The organism is Bacillus sp. AR13-1, assembly GCF_008042285.1.
Taxonomy (GTDB): Bacteria; Bacillota; Bacilli; order Bacillales; family Bacillaceae_G; genus Bacillus_A; species Bacillus_A mycoides.
The window spans coordinates 24,623-40,226 of record NZ_QNUA01000027.1; the positions used below are offsets into that span (position 1 = coordinate 24,623).

Genomic DNA, 15,604 nt, shown 5'->3' on the forward strand with positions numbered 1-15,604 from the left:
AATTACCCTCCCATTTGCCTTTTCAGTTCTCTGCGCTCTTTCTCAAACGTTTTTACTAGAAATGGACGGGCTTCTATATTACTCGTACCAGTTTCAAGCCATATTGCTTTTTGTAAGTCACTTCCTACTGCGCCCAATACCTCAGATTGCGACCTTTTAATGTTGTACTTAATAGAGTTTAATAAATCACCAGTACGAACAGCAGGAGCTTCGCCTGGTTTGGATGCGGTATATTTACGGCTTGTATGTGGTATTTTGTATTGTTTACCACTACGACTACCTGTAAGAGTTTTCTTAACTTGATTTTGCAAATGGATTGTAGCACCGGTTACTTTTTCGACACACATATTATTGATTTGTGTTTTTACTTGCTCCATATTGCTTGAGAACTCAACTTCTACTGAATTAGCCATATAGAATCACACCTTTTCGCAATAAATCTCAATGTGATGATTCATAAATGCAGGATTACGCGGTTCTCCTTTTACTTCAAACGTATAATCAACGCCTAATTCTTCATTTTTAAAATGAATACGATCATTAGGCTTAATTTTGTAAGAAGCAGGTGCATATATCTTAAAAGTTGTATCGAAATTTTGTTTATCACGCTTAAATCTCTCATTATCAGCAGCAGAATTAGTAGTTACGCGGCAAATCATATTTTCATAAATGTCTTCTTCAACTTCTGCATAATTACCAGAGGATTGTTTCTTTTTTGTTTTTCGTTTTACAACTACTTCATGAATATATAAATCATCCATATCATCAACAAAGTACATACTCATATAGCCATTACCGGCTTAACTCTTGCTCTAAACGCTTTTAAACCATTAAGTATCTTATTATTCGTAGCAGGTTCATCTAACGTTTCTGGGCTAATCTGGTACGAATAATCCCCGATATTTTCCGAAGTCTTCATGCCCTTTCGTTGTAAGTTAGCACGAACTACTGCAGAAATAACCAAATCGATAATACATTTCCTCATGAGCACCTGCAGATCATCATAATCTTGTATCGCATATTCGAATTCATATAACTGATTTTCAGATAAGCCATAAACAATTCGTCCATCTACAGTAATAGAATCGGTCATATCTTGTTTAGAACTAACATGTATTACTTTTGCTACAGATTCAGCAGAAAAAGAAAGCCAAGCCAATTTACTTGTCCGGATGGTTTCTTTCATCGGATTAGCTGGCTTGACTCTTAAATACTTCCTTGTGATAACTGCATAGTAATCTATTAGTTCTTGAATAACCGTATCGGGCATTCGTTGCACATTTACGCGGTCCTTAATGTCCTGCACGATAATATCCATTACGTATCTTTCTCCTTCTTATCAACCTTATCGACTTCTCTTACAAGTTCAAAATGCCCAGTACTTACGAGGTAATCAGCTTTATCATTTGCAACTGTTTCCTCTTGGCCATTCTTAAACTTTTGTCCATAAGCGGTGTAAGTGCCACCTAATCGCAGCGCAATTACTTTCATAATTAACACCCCTTTCGCGAATGTAAACTAATCTATGAAAGTTTACATTCGTTTTGTTGGTTTTATTGATTCCATCTCATTTCCCATTAAAAACAAGAAATTATTAAAAAAGTATACATTCAAAACCCTAATAACAAAGAGTTTGTTTCCATAAAAAATACGCCTGGCTATTAAGCGCCAAACGTATCTGGAATGTTTGTCAGGATTGCTACTGCATCCATTTCTTGAACTACAGCATCATCATCAAAGTGAATTACATAGAAACGTTTATCTTCCATTACTGCAGATTTACCTTCTGTAGTTTTACGAACACGAGTGTCGTATGTATTAACCGCAATGAAGTTTTTAGGATCTGCAAGAATAATAACATCGTCTTCTAAAGATGGAACTGTAACAATTCCGTATCCCATTGGTTTATTAACTTGATCCCCTGCTCCAAGTAGTGCAGCATCACCAGCGCCAGTAGGACGATTTGTTAAATACTCAATCCATTTTTCTCTACGGCTTGGAGACATAATCCAACGTAGATTGCTGTTTTTATATTTATTTGGCATTGCACCAGATAAAGCAAAGATAGAACCTTTTCCGAATCCGTTCGCCGCCGCTGCTTCACCTGTACCAGTTACTAACTTAGCGTGATCGACAATATGAGACTCTTTCGATTTCTTGATTTTTTTCAACCATCCATCATTGATAGATAACATTCCGTCTGAAGACTCTGTATCGCCATTCCAATGTAAATCCTCTAAATCAATACCTAATTGAGTAGACATGAGAGCCATTACAGTATCTTCATATCCTTCACCTTCAATATTTTCACGGAGTAATTCTTCTGTAATCTCCCAAGGTAAGCGAATAGCCTTTGTATTGTACTCAATTTTAGAAGTTTGAACACCTGCGCGGTAATTATCATCACTGTTTTCTGTTTTCTTACGTAAGATACGGCCACCAATTGCGATTTTATCTAATTCACCTTGTTTTGCCTTACGCATTTCTTTACGGTGTAATTGTGAGAATGGTGTTGTATCGAATGCCATACGGAAGAACTCTTTACTTTGTTCTGGGTTTAATAATCCAGCAGCCGTCCCTCCTGTTGTCATAGCGCCTTTTGTAATTCGTTCCATATGAGCTAATAATTCTGTGTTAGTCATTGTCATAGTGATAATCCTCCCCTTACAGGTTTAATCCTGCCCATTTAGATTTTTTAATTTGTTGTTGTCCTGGTGTAAGTTCTTCATCTGGATCTAAACCTTTACGGATAGAAGCAGTTTTACCAATATCCTCGATTTGCTTTGCAATTGGTTCTAAAGCTTTTTGAATCATACCCTCAATTTTCTCTGCGTCTGTTTGCTCTTCTGGTGTAGGGTTATCACCTGGAACTTCCTCGCCATTCACTTGTTTCTCAATCTTGTCTAACTTAGTTGCTAGTGGTTCTACTGCTTGTTTAACAATCTCTGCAATGTCTTCTACCTTCATTTCTTCTTCCTCCTCTGGTGAAGCAGCTTCTTTTATTTCGCTAATTAAAGCCAATGCTTCATCTAATTTCGCATGATTCTTTTGGGATAACACTTTCCCAGCTTTTTTAATACTCTCTAGTACAATGCTTTCTGCTTGCGTTTTATCGTCTGCTTTAGCGATGGTATATCCACCTTTAATAGAAGCAAGTACTTCCTTCATATCATCAAGTGCAGCTGTCATACGGTCGATATCGGGATTGTTCTCCCAAATCTCCCAATAGAACACATCTTCGAACAAATCAAAAACAGCACGTAAATCACGATTTTGTTTCCCATCGATAAAACGGTCCTTCACTTCACCTTTTTCGATTCTGTGTGTTTCACCCTTGATGAAATCAAACATTTTACGGATAAATCCTTTTTCTTCATGGGTAAAATCATCATTTTTTGCGATTTCTACACGTTCACCGAATCCCCCCATTGAAAAGCCGGTTACTTCACCTTTTTTGATTTCTTCCCAGGTTTCTGTATCATCAACACGAACAGTCATAAGCCATGTTCCGGCTTTTACTTCTTGTTCGCCTAATGTCATATCACTTTTAGCAATCCAGTTTTCAACAACTGTCCCTTTACCAGCAACTTCATCATGTTGCTTGTCGATGTGTTGGTAATTTTCCATAAAGGTATGTGAAGCTTTTTCAATTTCTTCTGCGGTCATTTTGTCCCCGTGCGAATCTTCAACATCCGGTTCATATACAACGCCTGTAACAAGTTGCTTCTCTTCCTCCGTTTTAAGGATTGGAACTTGTTTCGATATATTAGGTTGTTTAGCAGTTGCACTCTTCATAATGGCAAATTGACGACCGTTCGCACCTTTTGTAACTAATGAAATATAGCTAATCTCGGCGTTTTTTAGTTCATATCCCACCGTTTTACCTCCTTCCCTATAAATATTGGGGTTCCACTGTCAAAACGCATAACAGCCAATTTAAAGCCTTATACGTTTTGACGATGAAACCCCAATCAATAGGTTTATTTCTGTTACTCTTCTGAAATCATAGTGCAGCGGCAATGAGGATGAGCTGGTGGACACATCTTTCCATTGTTAAATGGTTCATCAATATCTACCGTTTCACCATGTAAACCGCCACATTCTTTACAAACACGCTCGTCGTTTCCTGTAAGCCACGTCTTTGTATTTCTATTTGCACCTTTATAAGCAATTAAGTTGCCGTAATTCATCGCATACGTTGTTTCTGTACGCGCAATCAACATTGCTCTATAGTTACTGGCTTCTGACATTACATCTGCAATAGAAACACTTAGTGCATCGACACCCATTCCATCACTAAGATTCTTTAACATTACTTCCCTTAATCTATCTTTAGTAGTTTCATGAATTCCCTTTGCTAATTCAAAAGCATAAGCAGCAACCCATTTTGCAGCAACGTCACCAATTGGATCTAATACCATCCAAGTTAAACCATTTGATGCAATGGTACTTTGTACAAACTCTGTAACATCATCCTGTAGAGTGGCGGTGACTTCATCAACAAACATTTGTCGTTCTTCATCCCAATCCACACTATCCAGAAATTCATCAACTTCTGCTTCTGCAATTACAAGATCAATCTCTTCATCTGCTTTATTAATACGAATTACGGGAAGCAGGTTTAAGAGCCGTTTTCCCTGCTCGGAAAAAAATCTGCTACCTTCTTTTGCATAGCTTTCTCTACTTCTTCATGCTTTTCCCTAAATGTATTAATAGCAATTATGTTCTCTTGCTCATTGTCTGCAGCTTTTGCAATTGGTTCAGGCGGAGAAGATTCGGTTTTACCATCAAAGAATTTATCCCCTTCTGGTACAGGCTCATAACCTACTACTTTACGGGACTCATTCAGTTTTAATATTCCACCCTCATAACTGTCTTTTGCATACTTTAAATCTGCTTCACGGTCATCCGTATCAATTTCATTTAATTTGAAATGCCAATCTAAACCGTCTAGTATTTCATCGAACACACAGAACAATTGATTATTTAATCGATGCTCTAATATTTCTTGTCCAGGTTCAATAATAGAACGCTTGTACATCTCGTTCATTTCTTTAGCAGTTGTTTGTCCTAATGAACCTGTCATAGCCCAACCGATACGATAAGGCGGTACACGATGGGCCACACATATCTCCATTGCGCTATCCTGCTTATATAAACGGAAACTACCTTCTTTTACGTCTGGACTGACTTTTTCTAATCTAGCTGTTGCTCCTGGTGGAACAGGAACTACGGCCAACTTATGATGTTCACCCTTAGTTTCTGCAGAGAAAAACGCTTTTAGTTCGTTTTCTGTTCCCTCATCTATTTCATCGACTCCCTCAAGGAATAGCAGAGCATCTGGAATAGTCTTGCCTGTAAAAAAGTTAATATTGTAATCTCTTACCGCTTGAGAGCCAACTATCGAACCTATAGAACTAACGTAATTAGGTATCCCATAATAAGAAGAGCGAGAACCGAATTTACGAATAACAATTACTTCTCCAGCTTTTTCTGTTCCGTTTTCTGCAATATCCTCTGCATTTAATTCCCTACCATCAACAAGACGAAAATCATCCGGATAACCAAACTTTTTAAACCAACGCTCTTTGTTATTTACAATTTGAGCAAAGCGTACTTTATCTTTATGAGCACGAACCGTATGAGCTGGAATATGGTATAGTTCTGACGGTTCATCTTTGTTATTACGAACGACTTCAATAATGCCCCATCCGACTGTTTCATAATCATCCCATACGGCCCTTATAATCTCTGAGCTTGTCATTTCTGGATTACAATTCCGCATAAAGTCTTTTAAGCTTTTATATTGCTCCTGGCTCGCTGCTTCTTTTACTTCTTCAAAAGGAGCAAAGTCAAAACCAACACCAGCAATATCATCCACTTTTGCGCTAATGCAAGCAGAATGAATAGGATTGCTTTCTTTTATATCAAGCAGCACTTTCATATCATAAGGAGGTTTAATCAATCCCTTATCGCCATATATTTGTGCAAATGGGTCAACTGCCATTTGTTTGCTGTTGTCTTCCTTATTCTTTGGGTCGTCTGCAGCTTTGTTAATTCCGAATACTTTTACATTCTTTATGGTTTTCTTATCGCTCATATCGTTTGTATATCCTCCTTTCTTCTATTAATAAAGAGCAAAAGAAATAGCCGAACAATTAATGTCCGACTACACTCTTTTAACCTTTCCACCCATAACTACTTTTGGTTTATAGAAGGCTAGAACTATAGCATCTGCTCTATCGGGTGATTGCAATCCGCGTTTCTTCATTTCTTCTTTTCGCTCTAAAGCAATCTTACCTCTGCTTGTTATTCTGTATTTACGACTAGAAAATTGAGAAATCATTTTTTCATCGTTTGGAATCTCCGTTGTAGGTTCTTCACCTTGTATAAATGCTTTCATATTTTCTTCTAGTATGTCCCTTACAACGGCCCAACCTTCTGCCCCTGCATTATCATAATGCTCATCATCAAGTGGCTTCCCGTTATTAACAACTGGATATACTTTGAATGGTAATCGTTCAGATTTAATAACTTCTCTTAATCTGTCCGTAACACCACCACCAACGCCACTATCATCAACCTTTATATCTACTCTCTTTAACTGTTTGTACTTTACCATGTATTCTTTAGCTAGTTTCAATACATGGCCAGCAGTTTCCATTGTATCCTGCTTATAATGAGTTAATAATTTAAATACTTTGTTCCCTATTCTTGGAGCAATTACCGTTTCATCATCACCAAATCGGGCAACGTCAACACCTAAATCAAGTGTTTCACCAGTAGGATCTATTTTACAAGATGCTGCTTGCTCTACAATTTCTAGTGGAATAAAAGCATCTGCTTCTGCCTTAGGAAATTCACCAAGTACACGTACACGCCAAACATCTGAACCCTCACCATATTTCTTTTTCAATACTTCTATATTGTCTTTACTTGTACGAGGGCTATCTAGGCTTGAGACTTTATGTATTTTATATAAATCTCTGTCACGATTATGAGAATCATAAAAAACACCGCTTGTTCTTGTTGGGTTTCCGCATAAAAACAATTTATTCTCTGCACCAGATAAAGTACCGAGTATAGCTTCCATAATAGGATCTGCTATACCAGAAGCTTCATCACATACAAATAACATATAATCTTCGTGAAAACCCTGCATGTTCTCCGGCTTAGTTGCAGTTCTAGCAGTAGCAAACCAACGTTCCTCACTACCAATCATGTAAACTCTTGTTTTAGTCCATTTAAGAAGGTTTTTAACAGCGCTGCCTTCTAACCACTTTGCTATTTCAGCCCAAAGTACAGTAAATAATTGTTCCTTTGTAGGTGCTGTACAAATAACTTTTGGGTTTGGCCGGCAGCAGAGAAACCAAATAACAACTACTGATTCAAGTCCTGTTTTACCAACACCTTGACCGGAACGAACAGAAACTTTTGGACTTTGTGCCAAATCCATAAGAACTTTTCTCTGCCATTCATCTGGATAAAAACCGAGCATATCTTCAGCAAACGCCACTGGATCATCCCAATAAACATCTATGATCTCCATAAATTCAGTAAAAGCTGTATTACTCATTAGCTTCAGCTTCCTTTTGCTTGCGTCTGCGTTCTGCTATCTTCATAAGCGACTCTTTCCAGTCCTCTGTATTCTGATTGGTTTCACCATCAATTTTAATAGCTGCGATTTCTTTCTTGAGTTTCTCAATACGTAGTTTTTGTTCCTCTGTATTGGCTAACCTATCGTATTTTTCAATAAGATTAACTAATGTTGTCATCGCTTTAGATTGAGCATTTAAGAAACTAGCTTGCTTATCCCAAGCGAATTGAATTTCCCATTCTTCCTCAAAACCACTTTCGGTAAGCTTTTTCTTTCTTAGCTCCTTTGTCATGTCCTCTTTATCCCTAACAAACATAATACGTTGAGCATGAATGATTTGAGTGTACTGCAGCATAATACTTTCCCAAATGATTGATAATGAATCATTGTTAACTGCTTCTTTTAATTCTTCTTTCAGATCATATATTTCTTGTGGTAAATACTTTCTATATAGACCATGACTTACAGCATTATCATTACGTAGTGGAGCAGAACCACCAGAATTACCAGCGGCATTTTTATTACCCTTTTTAGCTCCACCACGGTTGTTTATAGCATTTTTATTACCTCTAGGTGCTCCTGGTTTCTTTTTGGAGTACTCCGCATCTTTCTTCGGAGTACTCCGTTCATTTTTATGGAGTACTCCATTTAATTGCTGTATCCATTTATCTTTCGTTTTCCATCCTCCTACTGTTTTTTCATTCACAGTTCTTTCGGATGTAGATAACAATTCTGCAATTTTACGATTGGTAATATCGCCATTATGTTCTTTAAATAGTTGATACGCTTTATCACGGTCTGGACTTCTTTGTCTGGCCATAATTACATAACACCTGCCCCCTTATCCAATTGTTTGCACTTCCTTCTCTAAACACTCAATGCATATATGAGCATTATCCGTATTTGCTTCACGGATATATGTTTTATCAAAATGAGTAATAGTTAATGGCATTTTCAATGTCCACATGCAAGGCTCATTACAAACAGAGCATGTAGGAACGTTTATATTTTCTTCTTCCATTTACACCACCTCACGCTAATCGCTTTATAAGATTACACTCTATTAAAATATGGATGCATTACACCCATTTCAACAAAATGTTTAGCAGACTTCATTAATTCTGTATCTTCTATATCGATAAACCAAGGGTGATCTTTCATGGTTTCATAATTATTTTTAATCCAATTGCTTTTCTGATTCTCACGCCAATCACCTATAGATCTAATAAAATACTGTTTCATCAGAAATGCTCTCCTTTACAAAATAAAAAAGCAGCGGATTCGCTACTTTAAATTTTTCGTATTTTTCTCTTCTTCATTTATGTATCTATATAAAGTCGCCCTTGAAACATTGAACATCTTACAGATATCAACTTTAGGTAACCCTTGTTCAACCATTTTTATCATACCCTCAATTTGTTCTGGAGTATGTGCGCGTTTTCGTCCGCCTTGTTTTCCTCTTTCTTTCGCAGCAGCTACACCACTAACAACGCGTTCATTAATTACCTCACGTTCCATTTCAGCCATTGCACCGAATATATGGAATAGGAATCTTCCCATTGTAGTAGATGTATCAATTCCATCTTTAATAGAAACAAAGTGAATTTCCTTATCATTAAATTCTTGCAATAAATTAACTAACTGGTGCATGGTCCTTCCTAAGCGATCTAATTTGTAAACAACCAATGTATCACCTTTGCGAAGTTTGCTAAGTAGTAATTGAAGCTCTTTTCTGTCCTTTTTAGCTCCACTTTCTTTTTCTGTTACAATTTCTTCACAACCATATCGGTTTAGTTCATCTAATTGCATATCTAAATTTTGTTTTTTAGTAGAAACCCTTGCATATCCGAATATCATGCACCATCATCCCTTGTTATTTGATATAAACAGTGTATCAAATTCCTGTCTCAAATTCAATTATAAATTGAGACATAGTTTTGAGACATTTTCTATACCATTTTAATAGGATTCAAGCCCCATATATTAAGTGTCTCATAATGTTTTGTTTTTGAGACACTAGTTTTCGGACAAACGCAGTTGCAATCCACTCAAAATACCTTTAATTAGTTCAGATTCTTTTTCATTGGATTGAGTTAACAATTTATCAATAACCTTCTGATCAGAACAAGCTAATAAAAATGTAGATATATAAGCTAGTGCATTTACATATTCTGTAGCATCTTTACTTTCATTATTTACATGAGCAGTATATTGTACATTTGGCACTATTATCACCTCTTACAATATTTGGTTTGTGTTGAGTTTGTTTTGTTTTTACATGAACACTGGAACCACTCTTCAAACCGCTCTCTATTTATCACCCAGGTTCCACCAATCTTTTTAGATTCAATAGCACCTGCTGCACATATATTCTTTATATGACCAGGAGAAAGGCCGCTAATAAGATGAGCATCATTAACACCAATAACATTATCTAGTGCTGCATATGGTTTCAAAATAACATCTTCCCATTTAACACCATACATCCCTATACCAAATTCATTCATTTTTGTTTTATCTGGTATTCTCTCTAAACGATCCAATACAATAGCATTAATTAACTCCCATGTAACTGCACCAGATAAAACACGTGTCTTTAACTCTTTTGTTAAATCATTTAATAATTCTGCTTCCCCTTGTATCACCTCACGTATAAAACTATGAAATTCTGTTAATAACGATAGTATGCAAAGTAGGGAAAAAGGTTGGCGCCGTAATATAAAACCCTTTGTGTCTTCTTGAAACGCTCACGAATAAGAAGCGCGCTTCGAAAGTAGCATGTGAATATGTACATACTATATCCGGATTTTGGATGTTATTGCCCAACGGAAACGATTTTAAAATCAAAGCCGTCGTTGGGCTATTCGTGTTTTCTATTTAATTAAATGCAACACGTTTGCGCTTACCTTCCCGTAACAACAAATAAGATGCTACAAAAATAACTGCAGCACATTATTTCCCCTCCTAGTCATATGTCCATATTGTTAAGATTCGTGTTTAATATGTAATTTCTATATAACAAAGAAAAAAGCACCCATCACGGATGCTCATTCACTTTTATTCCTCTCACAGCCACCGCACTCTTATAATTTTCTAATTTGACTACGCGTCTTACGTCAGTGGCTAGGAGAGAAGTAAAATTTCTCTCAGGAACCTTTTAATTTATGAGGTATTTCCGTACCCCTTTAAATTGACACCCTATAGATAGGCAGGTATCAATTTAAAGGAGAACAGAAGCTCTCCTCCGTTTAGACCGTTTAAATTAATAAAGTTTTGAAGACTATTCTTATTACGTTTTGAAATCAAGAAATGCATACAGAGTTAAATCGTCTTGCAAATAAGGAAGAGCAACGCTATACGTTCACTCAATCACTCATCTACAAGAACTGGTTTCGGCTATTCATATATAGGGGGCATTATGACGACAAATTTCGACATTTTTTTCAAAAAAGAAATACTAACATATGCAAAATAAACTTCCACTTAGACGTTCGCCAATCTTTTTATCTGCTCTTTTTAAATATTCTTGAACAGTAGTTCTTTTCACTTTCAAATAATTGGAAATTTTATCCTGTGTAAATCCATACCCTCTAGACATTACATATATTTCCTTTTCTCTTTCTGTTAATGTTGATAATGCATCTTCTAGTTGTATACGATCCCATTCAGAAATAACACTTTCTTTTACTTCTGTATCCCATTCATAGCATGGCATTACCGTACTACGCATATATCTTTGCATTAGTAATGGGTCACACGGCTTCTCACGCTCATACGCTGCTCTACGTTCAATTCCTCTTTTTTTATCCGGCTGTTTAGCAGTGCTCATCCATTCCAGAGCATAGTTAATATCGCTAATCATTCCATTAATAATACTAATGTCTTTTTCTGTTGCGCCCACCTTAGATTGTTCTAACTCTTTTCTTGTTTCTATATACTGCTCCATTAAATCTTTCATTAGCCAGGTTCCTCCTCTTATATAAAAAGAGGACGCTGAATTATATATAGGAAGAATTACTTTCCTATGCATAATCAACGCCCTCTGAATGTGGACTATTAATTTCATTGTTTTTTTATTTATCTTTCTAATATGGTATGTGAAATTTTATAGTAAACCTCTCTTTCTCAACTGCAATGTAATTTGGGAACCTTCTGATACTTTTAACACTTCCGCTATACATTTATATGTCATTCCTGTTTCCCTCATTGCTATTGCTTTTACACAAAGCTTATCCCAATCTTTTGTAGTTCTCTGCTTCTTTACTTTTAATCCATATCTTCCACCTAAACAGATTCCTAATTGATTCATACGTTTCCCTATTTCACATTCTCTCCAACAAAAGTCCCCTTGCGTCGAATAACGGCGATCACATTCTTTACAATGTTTATCTTGTAAATTGAGAACTTCAATACGTATTTCCCTTTTATTCATATTCCCATTCCTTTCTATTAGCTGCAAACCGGACAATCTAATCTATCTACATGTACCAGGTAATCTACGAGAGCACGATCTGTTCTTTCTACTACATACGCATGTTTTTCAAATTCTTCCCTCGGAATGGATTTACGGCCACCATCATATAACATAGCTTCATAGTATTCTGCTACTAATTGAACAGGAACGAAATAAATAACGTGGTCTGTTCTGAATTCTATTAGAAAGAAACAAATCGCTCCCTGGTCTTGCGTATCCTTTAAATAGTCAATTTGATGCCTACTTATATTATCTAATGGAAACCGAGTTGTTTCTGTTGTAGACTTTGCTTCAAAATAGACCGCTCTTCCTTTATACACACCGTCATAATCTACTGTAGATTTGCTTCCCCATGCACTTTTGGTTATATTACCTTTTTTATCTGTTTTTATAACTTTTACCGGTGTAGGACGCTTATTAAATACTCCTACATTTGCTGATTTGTACATTCTGCATGTAATGTTTAATAATTGTTCAAATGCCATTCCTCTATTTCCGTAACCCATGCTACTCCCTCGCTTTCTTTTGTTTAGTTTTCTAAGCCAACCACAACGCATGGTGTATCATCTGACCAAACCGTTTCATTCTCCTTATAAATCTCCTCTAACGTTTTATAAACAGGGAATCCAATACATTCCCACTCAACTTTTTCAGTCGGTTCCATTTCCTCAACGACAACATCATGTATATCCCCATACTTCATGACTTCCATCAAATAATATCCAACTGCTTCAAATCGATTCTTCGCTCTTATGACTTTTATATTTTCGCCAAAAGCAAACATTACCTTATAAAAGTTCATATGGATCACATTAGTTTTTTCGATACACTCTACAATCCCATCGTAATAACTCTCTTCAACTAAAAGAATTTTACCGACACCATCAATGTTCGCTCTCTCCCAAAGTGATTTATCTCCTTTTATGTCTTGCAACTTCATTACTCATTCCCCTTTCAAATAACGGCTTTTCATTAAATCACGAACTTTCATTGGATCCAATGATGTTTTTCGTTCGCTTTTTAAAATAAAAATTTTGTCTTAATTGCCTCTAACTGCATTTACGGCTGCTGCACAAACAGCGATTCCAAACTTTTCTTCAACAATATAATCATTTTCATCTATGTTAACTTGCCAATTACTATTTTCATTTTTAATCCTCACTTCACGGTCATCTTCATCCAAACGATCTAAGACGATTGCCGCGTAGTTGATTGCATCGAATTTTTCTATTGGCATATCATGAAACGCTTTTCCATCTTTCCCCCAATGAGTTTCTACCTTTTCCCATCCAAGCACTTCGCAAGCAATTACAGCATTTAATTTTTCAACTTCATTCAAATCTTCAAACGAAATCCAACTCTCTTCAAAATGAGCTACAAAGTTTTCATCAATAGCGCTATACGTAATGGGGGTCTGTGTAGCAATGGAACCAAATCACGCAATAAGTATTAGCGGACATTCATTTTAAGGGTTATTTCGTATGTTAGTGGACATGAAAGACCCATTTTGGGTATTGTGATGTCCGCTAATGATACTTATAGGACATTAAGGGTTCATTTTGTCTAGGTTTACCGAAATGACATTTCTTATTTTAGTTAACCTAAATGCATTCAAAAACGTTATTATAACTATGGTTAACCTAGTTAACTCGAGTTAACTTAATGAAATTGCTATACCATATGATGTCCGCTAATGCTTGTTGCATTATCCTGTTCCATTGCTACACAGACCCCTAATGCATCCGATTCTCCATTCACAACCATCATGTGCTATTACAGAATCATATTGTTTTAACGATTCACCGTTCTTATCGACCGCATTTATTTCAATAGCACCTTGTTTCCACATTTCTTTTGCCTTTTCGATATTAGACATCTCTCATTCTCCCTTTCGTTTTAAAATAACTATTTTGTTTAGTTTTAGAACCCTATTAAATTGGTACTGTACTTTTTTTAAAACCCTCTTTAATATCGCTAGGTAAGTACAGTACCAATTGCCTATTATTAATAAGATAACTCTGGTCTTTCTTCTGGTACGATGGAATCACTGTCATCTATTTCATCAAGAATTATTTGCGTGCGATCTTGATTCATTTTCATTAATAGCAGTTCAAATGAGTTTAAATTTCTTAAAGATTTTAAATCAGGAACATTATCATATTGCATGTCCCATCCTTCACCTTTCCCTGACTTCCATTTAGATAATCTAATGGCAAAGTTCATTTTTTCATCATGATCACATTCAAATACTAATGTTGCATATTTAAAGGAACTCCAATCCCTATCATCATCCTCAACTACTTCAAATCTAACATCCACATATTCATACGTTGGTCCATCATCGTAATCAACTTCTAATCCATCTGTTTCTACATTTTGTTCAACATGTTCTTTCCATTTATCAAATAGGTCTGTTACCTTAATTTCTTTTTCTGCTGCAGGTATCATTAATTCTTGGAAATTACTTAATAACTTTTTGTTTTCTAATGCTGAATTCTTTAGAACATCCACCATTACGCTGTCTAATTTAGTTATATAATTCGAGTAATCATAGTTTTCTAGATATGGAACCATAACCGACTTCACTTTTTCTTCAATCACTTTTGTTAAATCGCCATATGATCCAAATAAACTTCCTAATGCATTGTTAATGCCTTTTTCTAACTGTTCCTCAATTAACTTCTCAACCATTCCCTCTGCTAACTTCTTGCCAATCACGTCTTTAATGCTGTTTTCTAAATTCATTATTATCGCTCCCTTATTTTTGTTTTGTATTCAAATAACGCTTTGGTTACAATTTATTTAATGCTTCATCAATCACTTGTTTTATTTTCTTTTTACTTACTCCGTTGTTAACATCGTATTTAAAATTAAACCCACACTTACAAGTACGTTTGACTATATTGTCATCAACTTCTAATGTACCTTGACCATTACCAACAAATTGATTACCACAATTCGGACAGTCGTTAATAAGGGGTGATATTCTCAAAAAATCCATTGTATTCATTCTTCATCCTCCTCATCATGAACATATACATATGCTTCTATTGTTGTGCTACACTCATAGCAATCAAAACTTCCACCTTGTCCAATTCCATATTCACGAATGTTGGCACCACATCTCGGACAAAAGGACACCGTACCTTCTTCCCACTCTTCTTTTGTACAAATCGGCTCAACTATAAAATTCCGATAAGTATTTAACGGTGAAAGTAATACATCTTCTTTCGCTATTTCAATTGCTTTTTCTAAGGAAACATCATTGCTTGTTTCTGCAGTTATATTAATTGAGTTATCTACCTTTTGAGCTTTTATTTTATAGAGCATATTTTCTTTCATATCTCATTCCCTCACTTTTATACAAAATTCAAATTGTATAATACTTTGATTTAGCACCACGTACTGTTGCAGCACGTGGTAAAAAGCATCTAGCAATATACAAGGCTTCATCTTCATCCTTGGCTTTTATATCTACAGTTAGTTCTCCGATCATAGGAGGGATTTCATATGTAACTACAAATTTATGCATC

At 35.8% G+C, this 15,604-nt stretch carries 24 protein-coding genes and 1 pseudogene; all 25 read right to left on the reverse strand.

Annotated elements, in window-relative coordinates; genetic code table 11:
• Window positions 1–2 precede the first annotated feature (2 nt).
• The 25 genes and pseudogenes from DN408_RS20320 to DN408_RS31545 all read right to left on the reverse strand — a co-directional run bounded on the left by DN408_RS20320 (window position 3) and on the right by DN408_RS31545 (window position 15,603).
• Entirely contained in the window at window positions 3–413 is a 411-nt protein-coding gene (locus DN408_RS20320) for a phage virion morphogenesis protein (protein ID WP_147740345.1), read from the reverse strand.
• Between the two features lie 6 nt (window positions 414–419).
• Window positions 420–785, reverse strand: a complete 366-nt coding sequence (locus DN408_RS20325) for a hypothetical protein (protein WP_147740346.1) — start codon at window positions 783–785, stop codon at window positions 420–422.
• Window positions 782–1,318, reverse strand: coding sequence for a hypothetical protein (locus DN408_RS20330; protein WP_147740347.1), 537 nt, complete (start codon window positions 1,316–1,318; stop codon window positions 782–784). The genes DN408_RS20325 and DN408_RS20330 overlap by 4 nt, the downstream gene beginning before the upstream one ends.
• On the reverse strand, window positions 1,318–1,491 hold the full coding sequence (locus DN408_RS20335) for a YqbF domain-containing protein (RefSeq protein WP_147740348.1): 174 nt from the start codon (window positions 1,489–1,491) through the stop codon (window positions 1,318–1,320). Before DN408_RS20335 ends, DN408_RS20330 begins: the two co-directional genes overlap by 1 nt.
• Window positions 1,492–1,661: 170 nt before the next feature.
• Window positions 1,662–2,648 (reverse strand): phage major capsid family protein, encoded by a 987-nt coding sequence (locus DN408_RS20340; RefSeq protein ID WP_098777558.1) that lies wholly within the window; start codon window positions 2,646–2,648, stop codon window positions 1,662–1,664.
• Between the two features lie 16 nt (window positions 2,649–2,664).
• Window positions 2,665–3,876 carry an XkdF-like putative serine protease domain-containing protein gene (locus tag DN408_RS20345; protein WP_147740349.1) on the reverse strand — a complete coding sequence of 404 codons (1,212 nt, stop codon included), beginning with the start codon at window positions 3,874–3,876 and terminating at the stop codon, window positions 2,665–2,667.
• A gap of 113 nt (window positions 3,877–3,989) precedes the next feature.
• The gene (locus tag DN408_RS20350) at window positions 3,990–4,508 is read right to left on the reverse strand and encodes a phage head morphogenesis protein (RefSeq protein WP_147740350.1); all 519 of its coding nucleotides are present in this window, start codon (window positions 4,506–4,508) and stop codon (window positions 3,990–3,992) included.
• Window positions 4,509–4,621: 113 nt separating this feature from the next.
• Window positions 4,622–6,100 (reverse strand): phage portal protein, encoded by a 1,479-nt coding sequence (locus DN408_RS20355; protein WP_147740351.1) that lies wholly within the window; start codon window positions 6,098–6,100, stop codon window positions 4,622–4,624.
• Between the two features lie 69 nt (window positions 6,101–6,169).
• A complete protein-coding gene (locus DN408_RS20360; RefSeq protein ID WP_147740352.1) occupies window positions 6,170–7,576 on the reverse strand; it encodes a DEAD/DEAH box helicase family protein in 1,407 nt (468 codons plus the stop codon).
• Window positions 7,569–8,417: a phage terminase small subunit gene (gene terS, locus DN408_RS20365; RefSeq protein ID WP_137076318.1), complete on the reverse strand. Its 849-nt coding sequence runs from the start codon at window positions 8,415–8,417 to the stop codon at window positions 7,569–7,571. The genes DN408_RS20360 and terS overlap by 8 nt, the downstream gene beginning before the upstream one ends.
• Before the next feature lie 21 nt (window positions 8,418–8,438).
• On the reverse strand, window positions 8,439–8,618 hold the full coding sequence (locus DN408_RS20370) for a hypothetical protein (RefSeq protein ID WP_000390758.1): 180 nt from the start codon (window positions 8,616–8,618) through the stop codon (window positions 8,439–8,441).
• Window positions 8,619–8,650: 32 nt separating this feature from the next.
• A complete protein-coding gene (locus tag DN408_RS20375) occupies window positions 8,651–8,839 on the reverse strand; it encodes a hypothetical protein (protein WP_147740353.1) in 189 nt (62 codons plus the stop codon).
• A gap of 42 nt (window positions 8,840–8,881) precedes the next feature.
• Window positions 8,882–9,454 (reverse strand): recombinase family protein, encoded by a 573-nt coding sequence (locus tag DN408_RS20380; protein WP_137076316.1) that lies wholly within the window; start codon window positions 9,452–9,454, stop codon window positions 8,882–8,884.
• A 159-nt stretch (window positions 9,455–9,613) separates the two neighbouring features.
• Window positions 9,614–9,823: a hypothetical protein gene (locus tag DN408_RS20385; RefSeq protein ID WP_370458396.1), complete on the reverse strand. Its 210-nt coding sequence runs from the start codon at window positions 9,821–9,823 to the stop codon at window positions 9,614–9,616.
• 5 nt (window positions 9,824–9,828) lie between these two features.
• Window positions 9,829–10,242: a helix-turn-helix domain-containing protein gene (locus DN408_RS20390; RefSeq protein ID WP_235712319.1), complete on the reverse strand. Its 414-nt coding sequence runs from the start codon at window positions 10,240–10,242 to the stop codon at window positions 9,829–9,831.
• An 812-nt stretch (window positions 10,243–11,054) separates the two neighbouring features.
• Window positions 11,055–11,555: a sigma-70 family RNA polymerase sigma factor gene (locus tag DN408_RS20395; RefSeq protein WP_147740354.1), complete on the reverse strand. Its 501-nt coding sequence runs from the start codon at window positions 11,553–11,555 to the stop codon at window positions 11,055–11,057.
• Between the two features lie 147 nt (window positions 11,556–11,702).
• Window positions 11,703–12,029: a zinc-finger domain-containing protein gene (locus DN408_RS20400; RefSeq protein ID WP_235712318.1), complete on the reverse strand. Its 327-nt coding sequence runs from the start codon at window positions 12,027–12,029 to the stop codon at window positions 11,703–11,705.
• Window positions 12,030–12,046: 17 nt separating this feature from the next.
• Window positions 12,047–12,577 (reverse strand): Holliday junction resolvase RecU, encoded by a 531-nt coding sequence (locus DN408_RS20405; protein WP_147740355.1) that lies wholly within the window; start codon window positions 12,575–12,577, stop codon window positions 12,047–12,049.
• A 23-nt stretch (window positions 12,578–12,600) separates the two neighbouring features.
• On the reverse strand, window positions 12,601–13,011 hold the full coding sequence (locus tag DN408_RS20410) for a hypothetical protein (protein WP_147740356.1): 411 nt from the start codon (window positions 13,009–13,011) through the stop codon (window positions 12,601–12,603).
• Window positions 13,012–13,110: 99 nt separating this feature from the next.
• Window positions 13,111–13,479, reverse strand: a pseudogene (locus tag DN408_RS20415) (BC1872 family protein); the annotation flags it as partial.
• Window positions 13,480–13,776: 297 nt separating this feature from the next.
• Window positions 13,777–13,947 carry a hypothetical protein gene (locus tag DN408_RS31540; RefSeq protein WP_179957904.1) on the reverse strand — a complete coding sequence of 57 codons (171 nt, stop codon included), beginning with the start codon at window positions 13,945–13,947 and terminating at the stop codon, window positions 13,777–13,779.
• A 128-nt stretch (window positions 13,948–14,075) separates the two neighbouring features.
• Complete coding sequence (locus DN408_RS20420) at window positions 14,076–14,816, reverse strand: hypothetical protein (protein ID WP_147740357.1); 741 nt, start codon at window positions 14,814–14,816, stop codon at window positions 14,076–14,078.
• A 46-nt stretch (window positions 14,817–14,862) separates the two neighbouring features.
• Window positions 14,863–15,081, reverse strand: coding sequence for a DUF3797 domain-containing protein (locus DN408_RS20425; protein ID WP_147740358.1), 219 nt, complete (start codon window positions 15,079–15,081; stop codon window positions 14,863–14,865).
• Window positions 15,078–15,413, reverse strand: coding sequence for a hypothetical protein (locus DN408_RS20430; RefSeq protein WP_147740359.1), 336 nt, complete (start codon window positions 15,411–15,413; stop codon window positions 15,078–15,080). Before DN408_RS20430 ends, DN408_RS20425 begins: the two co-directional genes overlap by 4 nt.
• 28 nt (window positions 15,414–15,441) lie before the next feature.
• The gene (locus DN408_RS31545) at window positions 15,442–15,603 is read right to left on the reverse strand and encodes a hypothetical protein (RefSeq protein WP_002167196.1); all 162 of its coding nucleotides are present in this window, start codon (window positions 15,601–15,603) and stop codon (window positions 15,442–15,444) included.
• Window position 15,604 lies beyond the last annotated feature (1 nt).

Coding starts and splice junctions, on each gene's coding strand:
- DN408_RS20400 (WP_235712318.1), bottom strand. CDS start 12,029: ATGAATAAAAGGGAAATACGTATTGAAGTTCTCAATTTACAAGATAAA.
- DN408_RS20340 (WP_098777558.1), bottom strand. CDS start 2,648: ATGACAATGACTAACACAGAATTATTAGCTCATATGGAACGAATTACA.
- DN408_RS31545 (WP_002167196.1), bottom strand. CDS start 15,603: ATGCATAAATTTGTAGTTACATATGAAATCCCTCCTATGATCGGAGAA.
- DN408_RS20430 (WP_147740359.1), bottom strand. CDS start 15,413: ATGAAAGAAAATATGCTCTATAAAATAAAAGCTCAAAAGGTAGATAAC.
- DN408_RS20355 (WP_147740351.1), bottom strand. CDS start 6,100: ATGAGCGATAAGAAAACCATAAAGAATGTAAAAGTATTCGGAATTAAC.
- DN408_RS20375 (WP_147740353.1), bottom strand. CDS start 8,839: ATGAAACAGTATTTTATTAGATCTATAGGTGATTGGCGTGAGAATCAG.
- DN408_RS20325 (WP_147740346.1), bottom strand. CDS start 785: ATGAGTATGTACTTTGTTGATGATATGGATGATTTATATATTCATGAA.
- DN408_RS20405 (WP_147740355.1), bottom strand. CDS start 12,577: ATGGGTTACGGAAATAGAGGAATGGCATTTGAACAATTATTAAACATT.
- DN408_RS20420 (WP_147740357.1), bottom strand. CDS start 14,816: ATGAATTTAGAAAACAGCATTAAAGACGTGATTGGCAAGAAGTTAGCA.
- DN408_RS20360 (WP_147740352.1), bottom strand. CDS start 7,576: ATGAGTAATACAGCTTTTACTGAATTTATGGAGATCATAGATGTTTAT.
- DN408_RS20370 (WP_000390758.1), bottom strand. CDS start 8,618: ATGGAAGAAGAAAATATAAACGTTCCTACATGCTCTGTTTGTAATGAG.
- DN408_RS20335 (WP_147740348.1), bottom strand. CDS start 1,491: ATGAAAGTAATTGCGCTGCGATTAGGTGGCACTTACACCGCTTATGGA.
- terS (WP_137076318.1), bottom strand. CDS start 8,417: ATGGCCAGACAAAGAAGTCCAGACCGTGATAAAGCGTATCAACTATTT.
- DN408_RS20380 (WP_137076316.1), bottom strand. CDS start 9,454: ATGATATTCGGATATGCAAGGGTTTCTACTAAAAAACAAAATTTAGAT.
- DN408_RS20410 (WP_147740356.1), bottom strand. CDS start 13,011: ATGAAGTTGCAAGACATAAAAGGAGATAAATCACTTTGGGAGAGAGCG.
- DN408_RS20395 (WP_147740354.1), bottom strand. CDS start 11,555: ATGAAAGATTTAATGGAGCAGTATATAGAAACAAGAAAAGAGTTAGAA.
- DN408_RS20330 (WP_147740347.1), bottom strand. CDS start 1,318: ATGGATATTATCGTGCAGGACATTAAGGACCGCGTAAATGTGCAACGA.
- DN408_RS20350 (WP_147740350.1), bottom strand. CDS start 4,508: ATGTTTGTTGATGAAGTCACCGCCACTCTACAGGATGATGTTACAGAG.
- DN408_RS20320 (WP_147740345.1), bottom strand. CDS start 413: ATGGCTAATTCAGTAGAAGTTGAGTTCTCAAGCAATATGGAGCAAGTA.
- DN408_RS31540 (WP_179957904.1), bottom strand. CDS start 13,947: ATGTCTAATATCGAAAAGGCAAAAGAAATGTGGAAACAAGGTGCTATT.
- DN408_RS20425 (WP_147740358.1), bottom strand. CDS start 15,081: ATGAATACAATGGATTTTTTGAGAATATCACCCCTTATTAACGACTGT.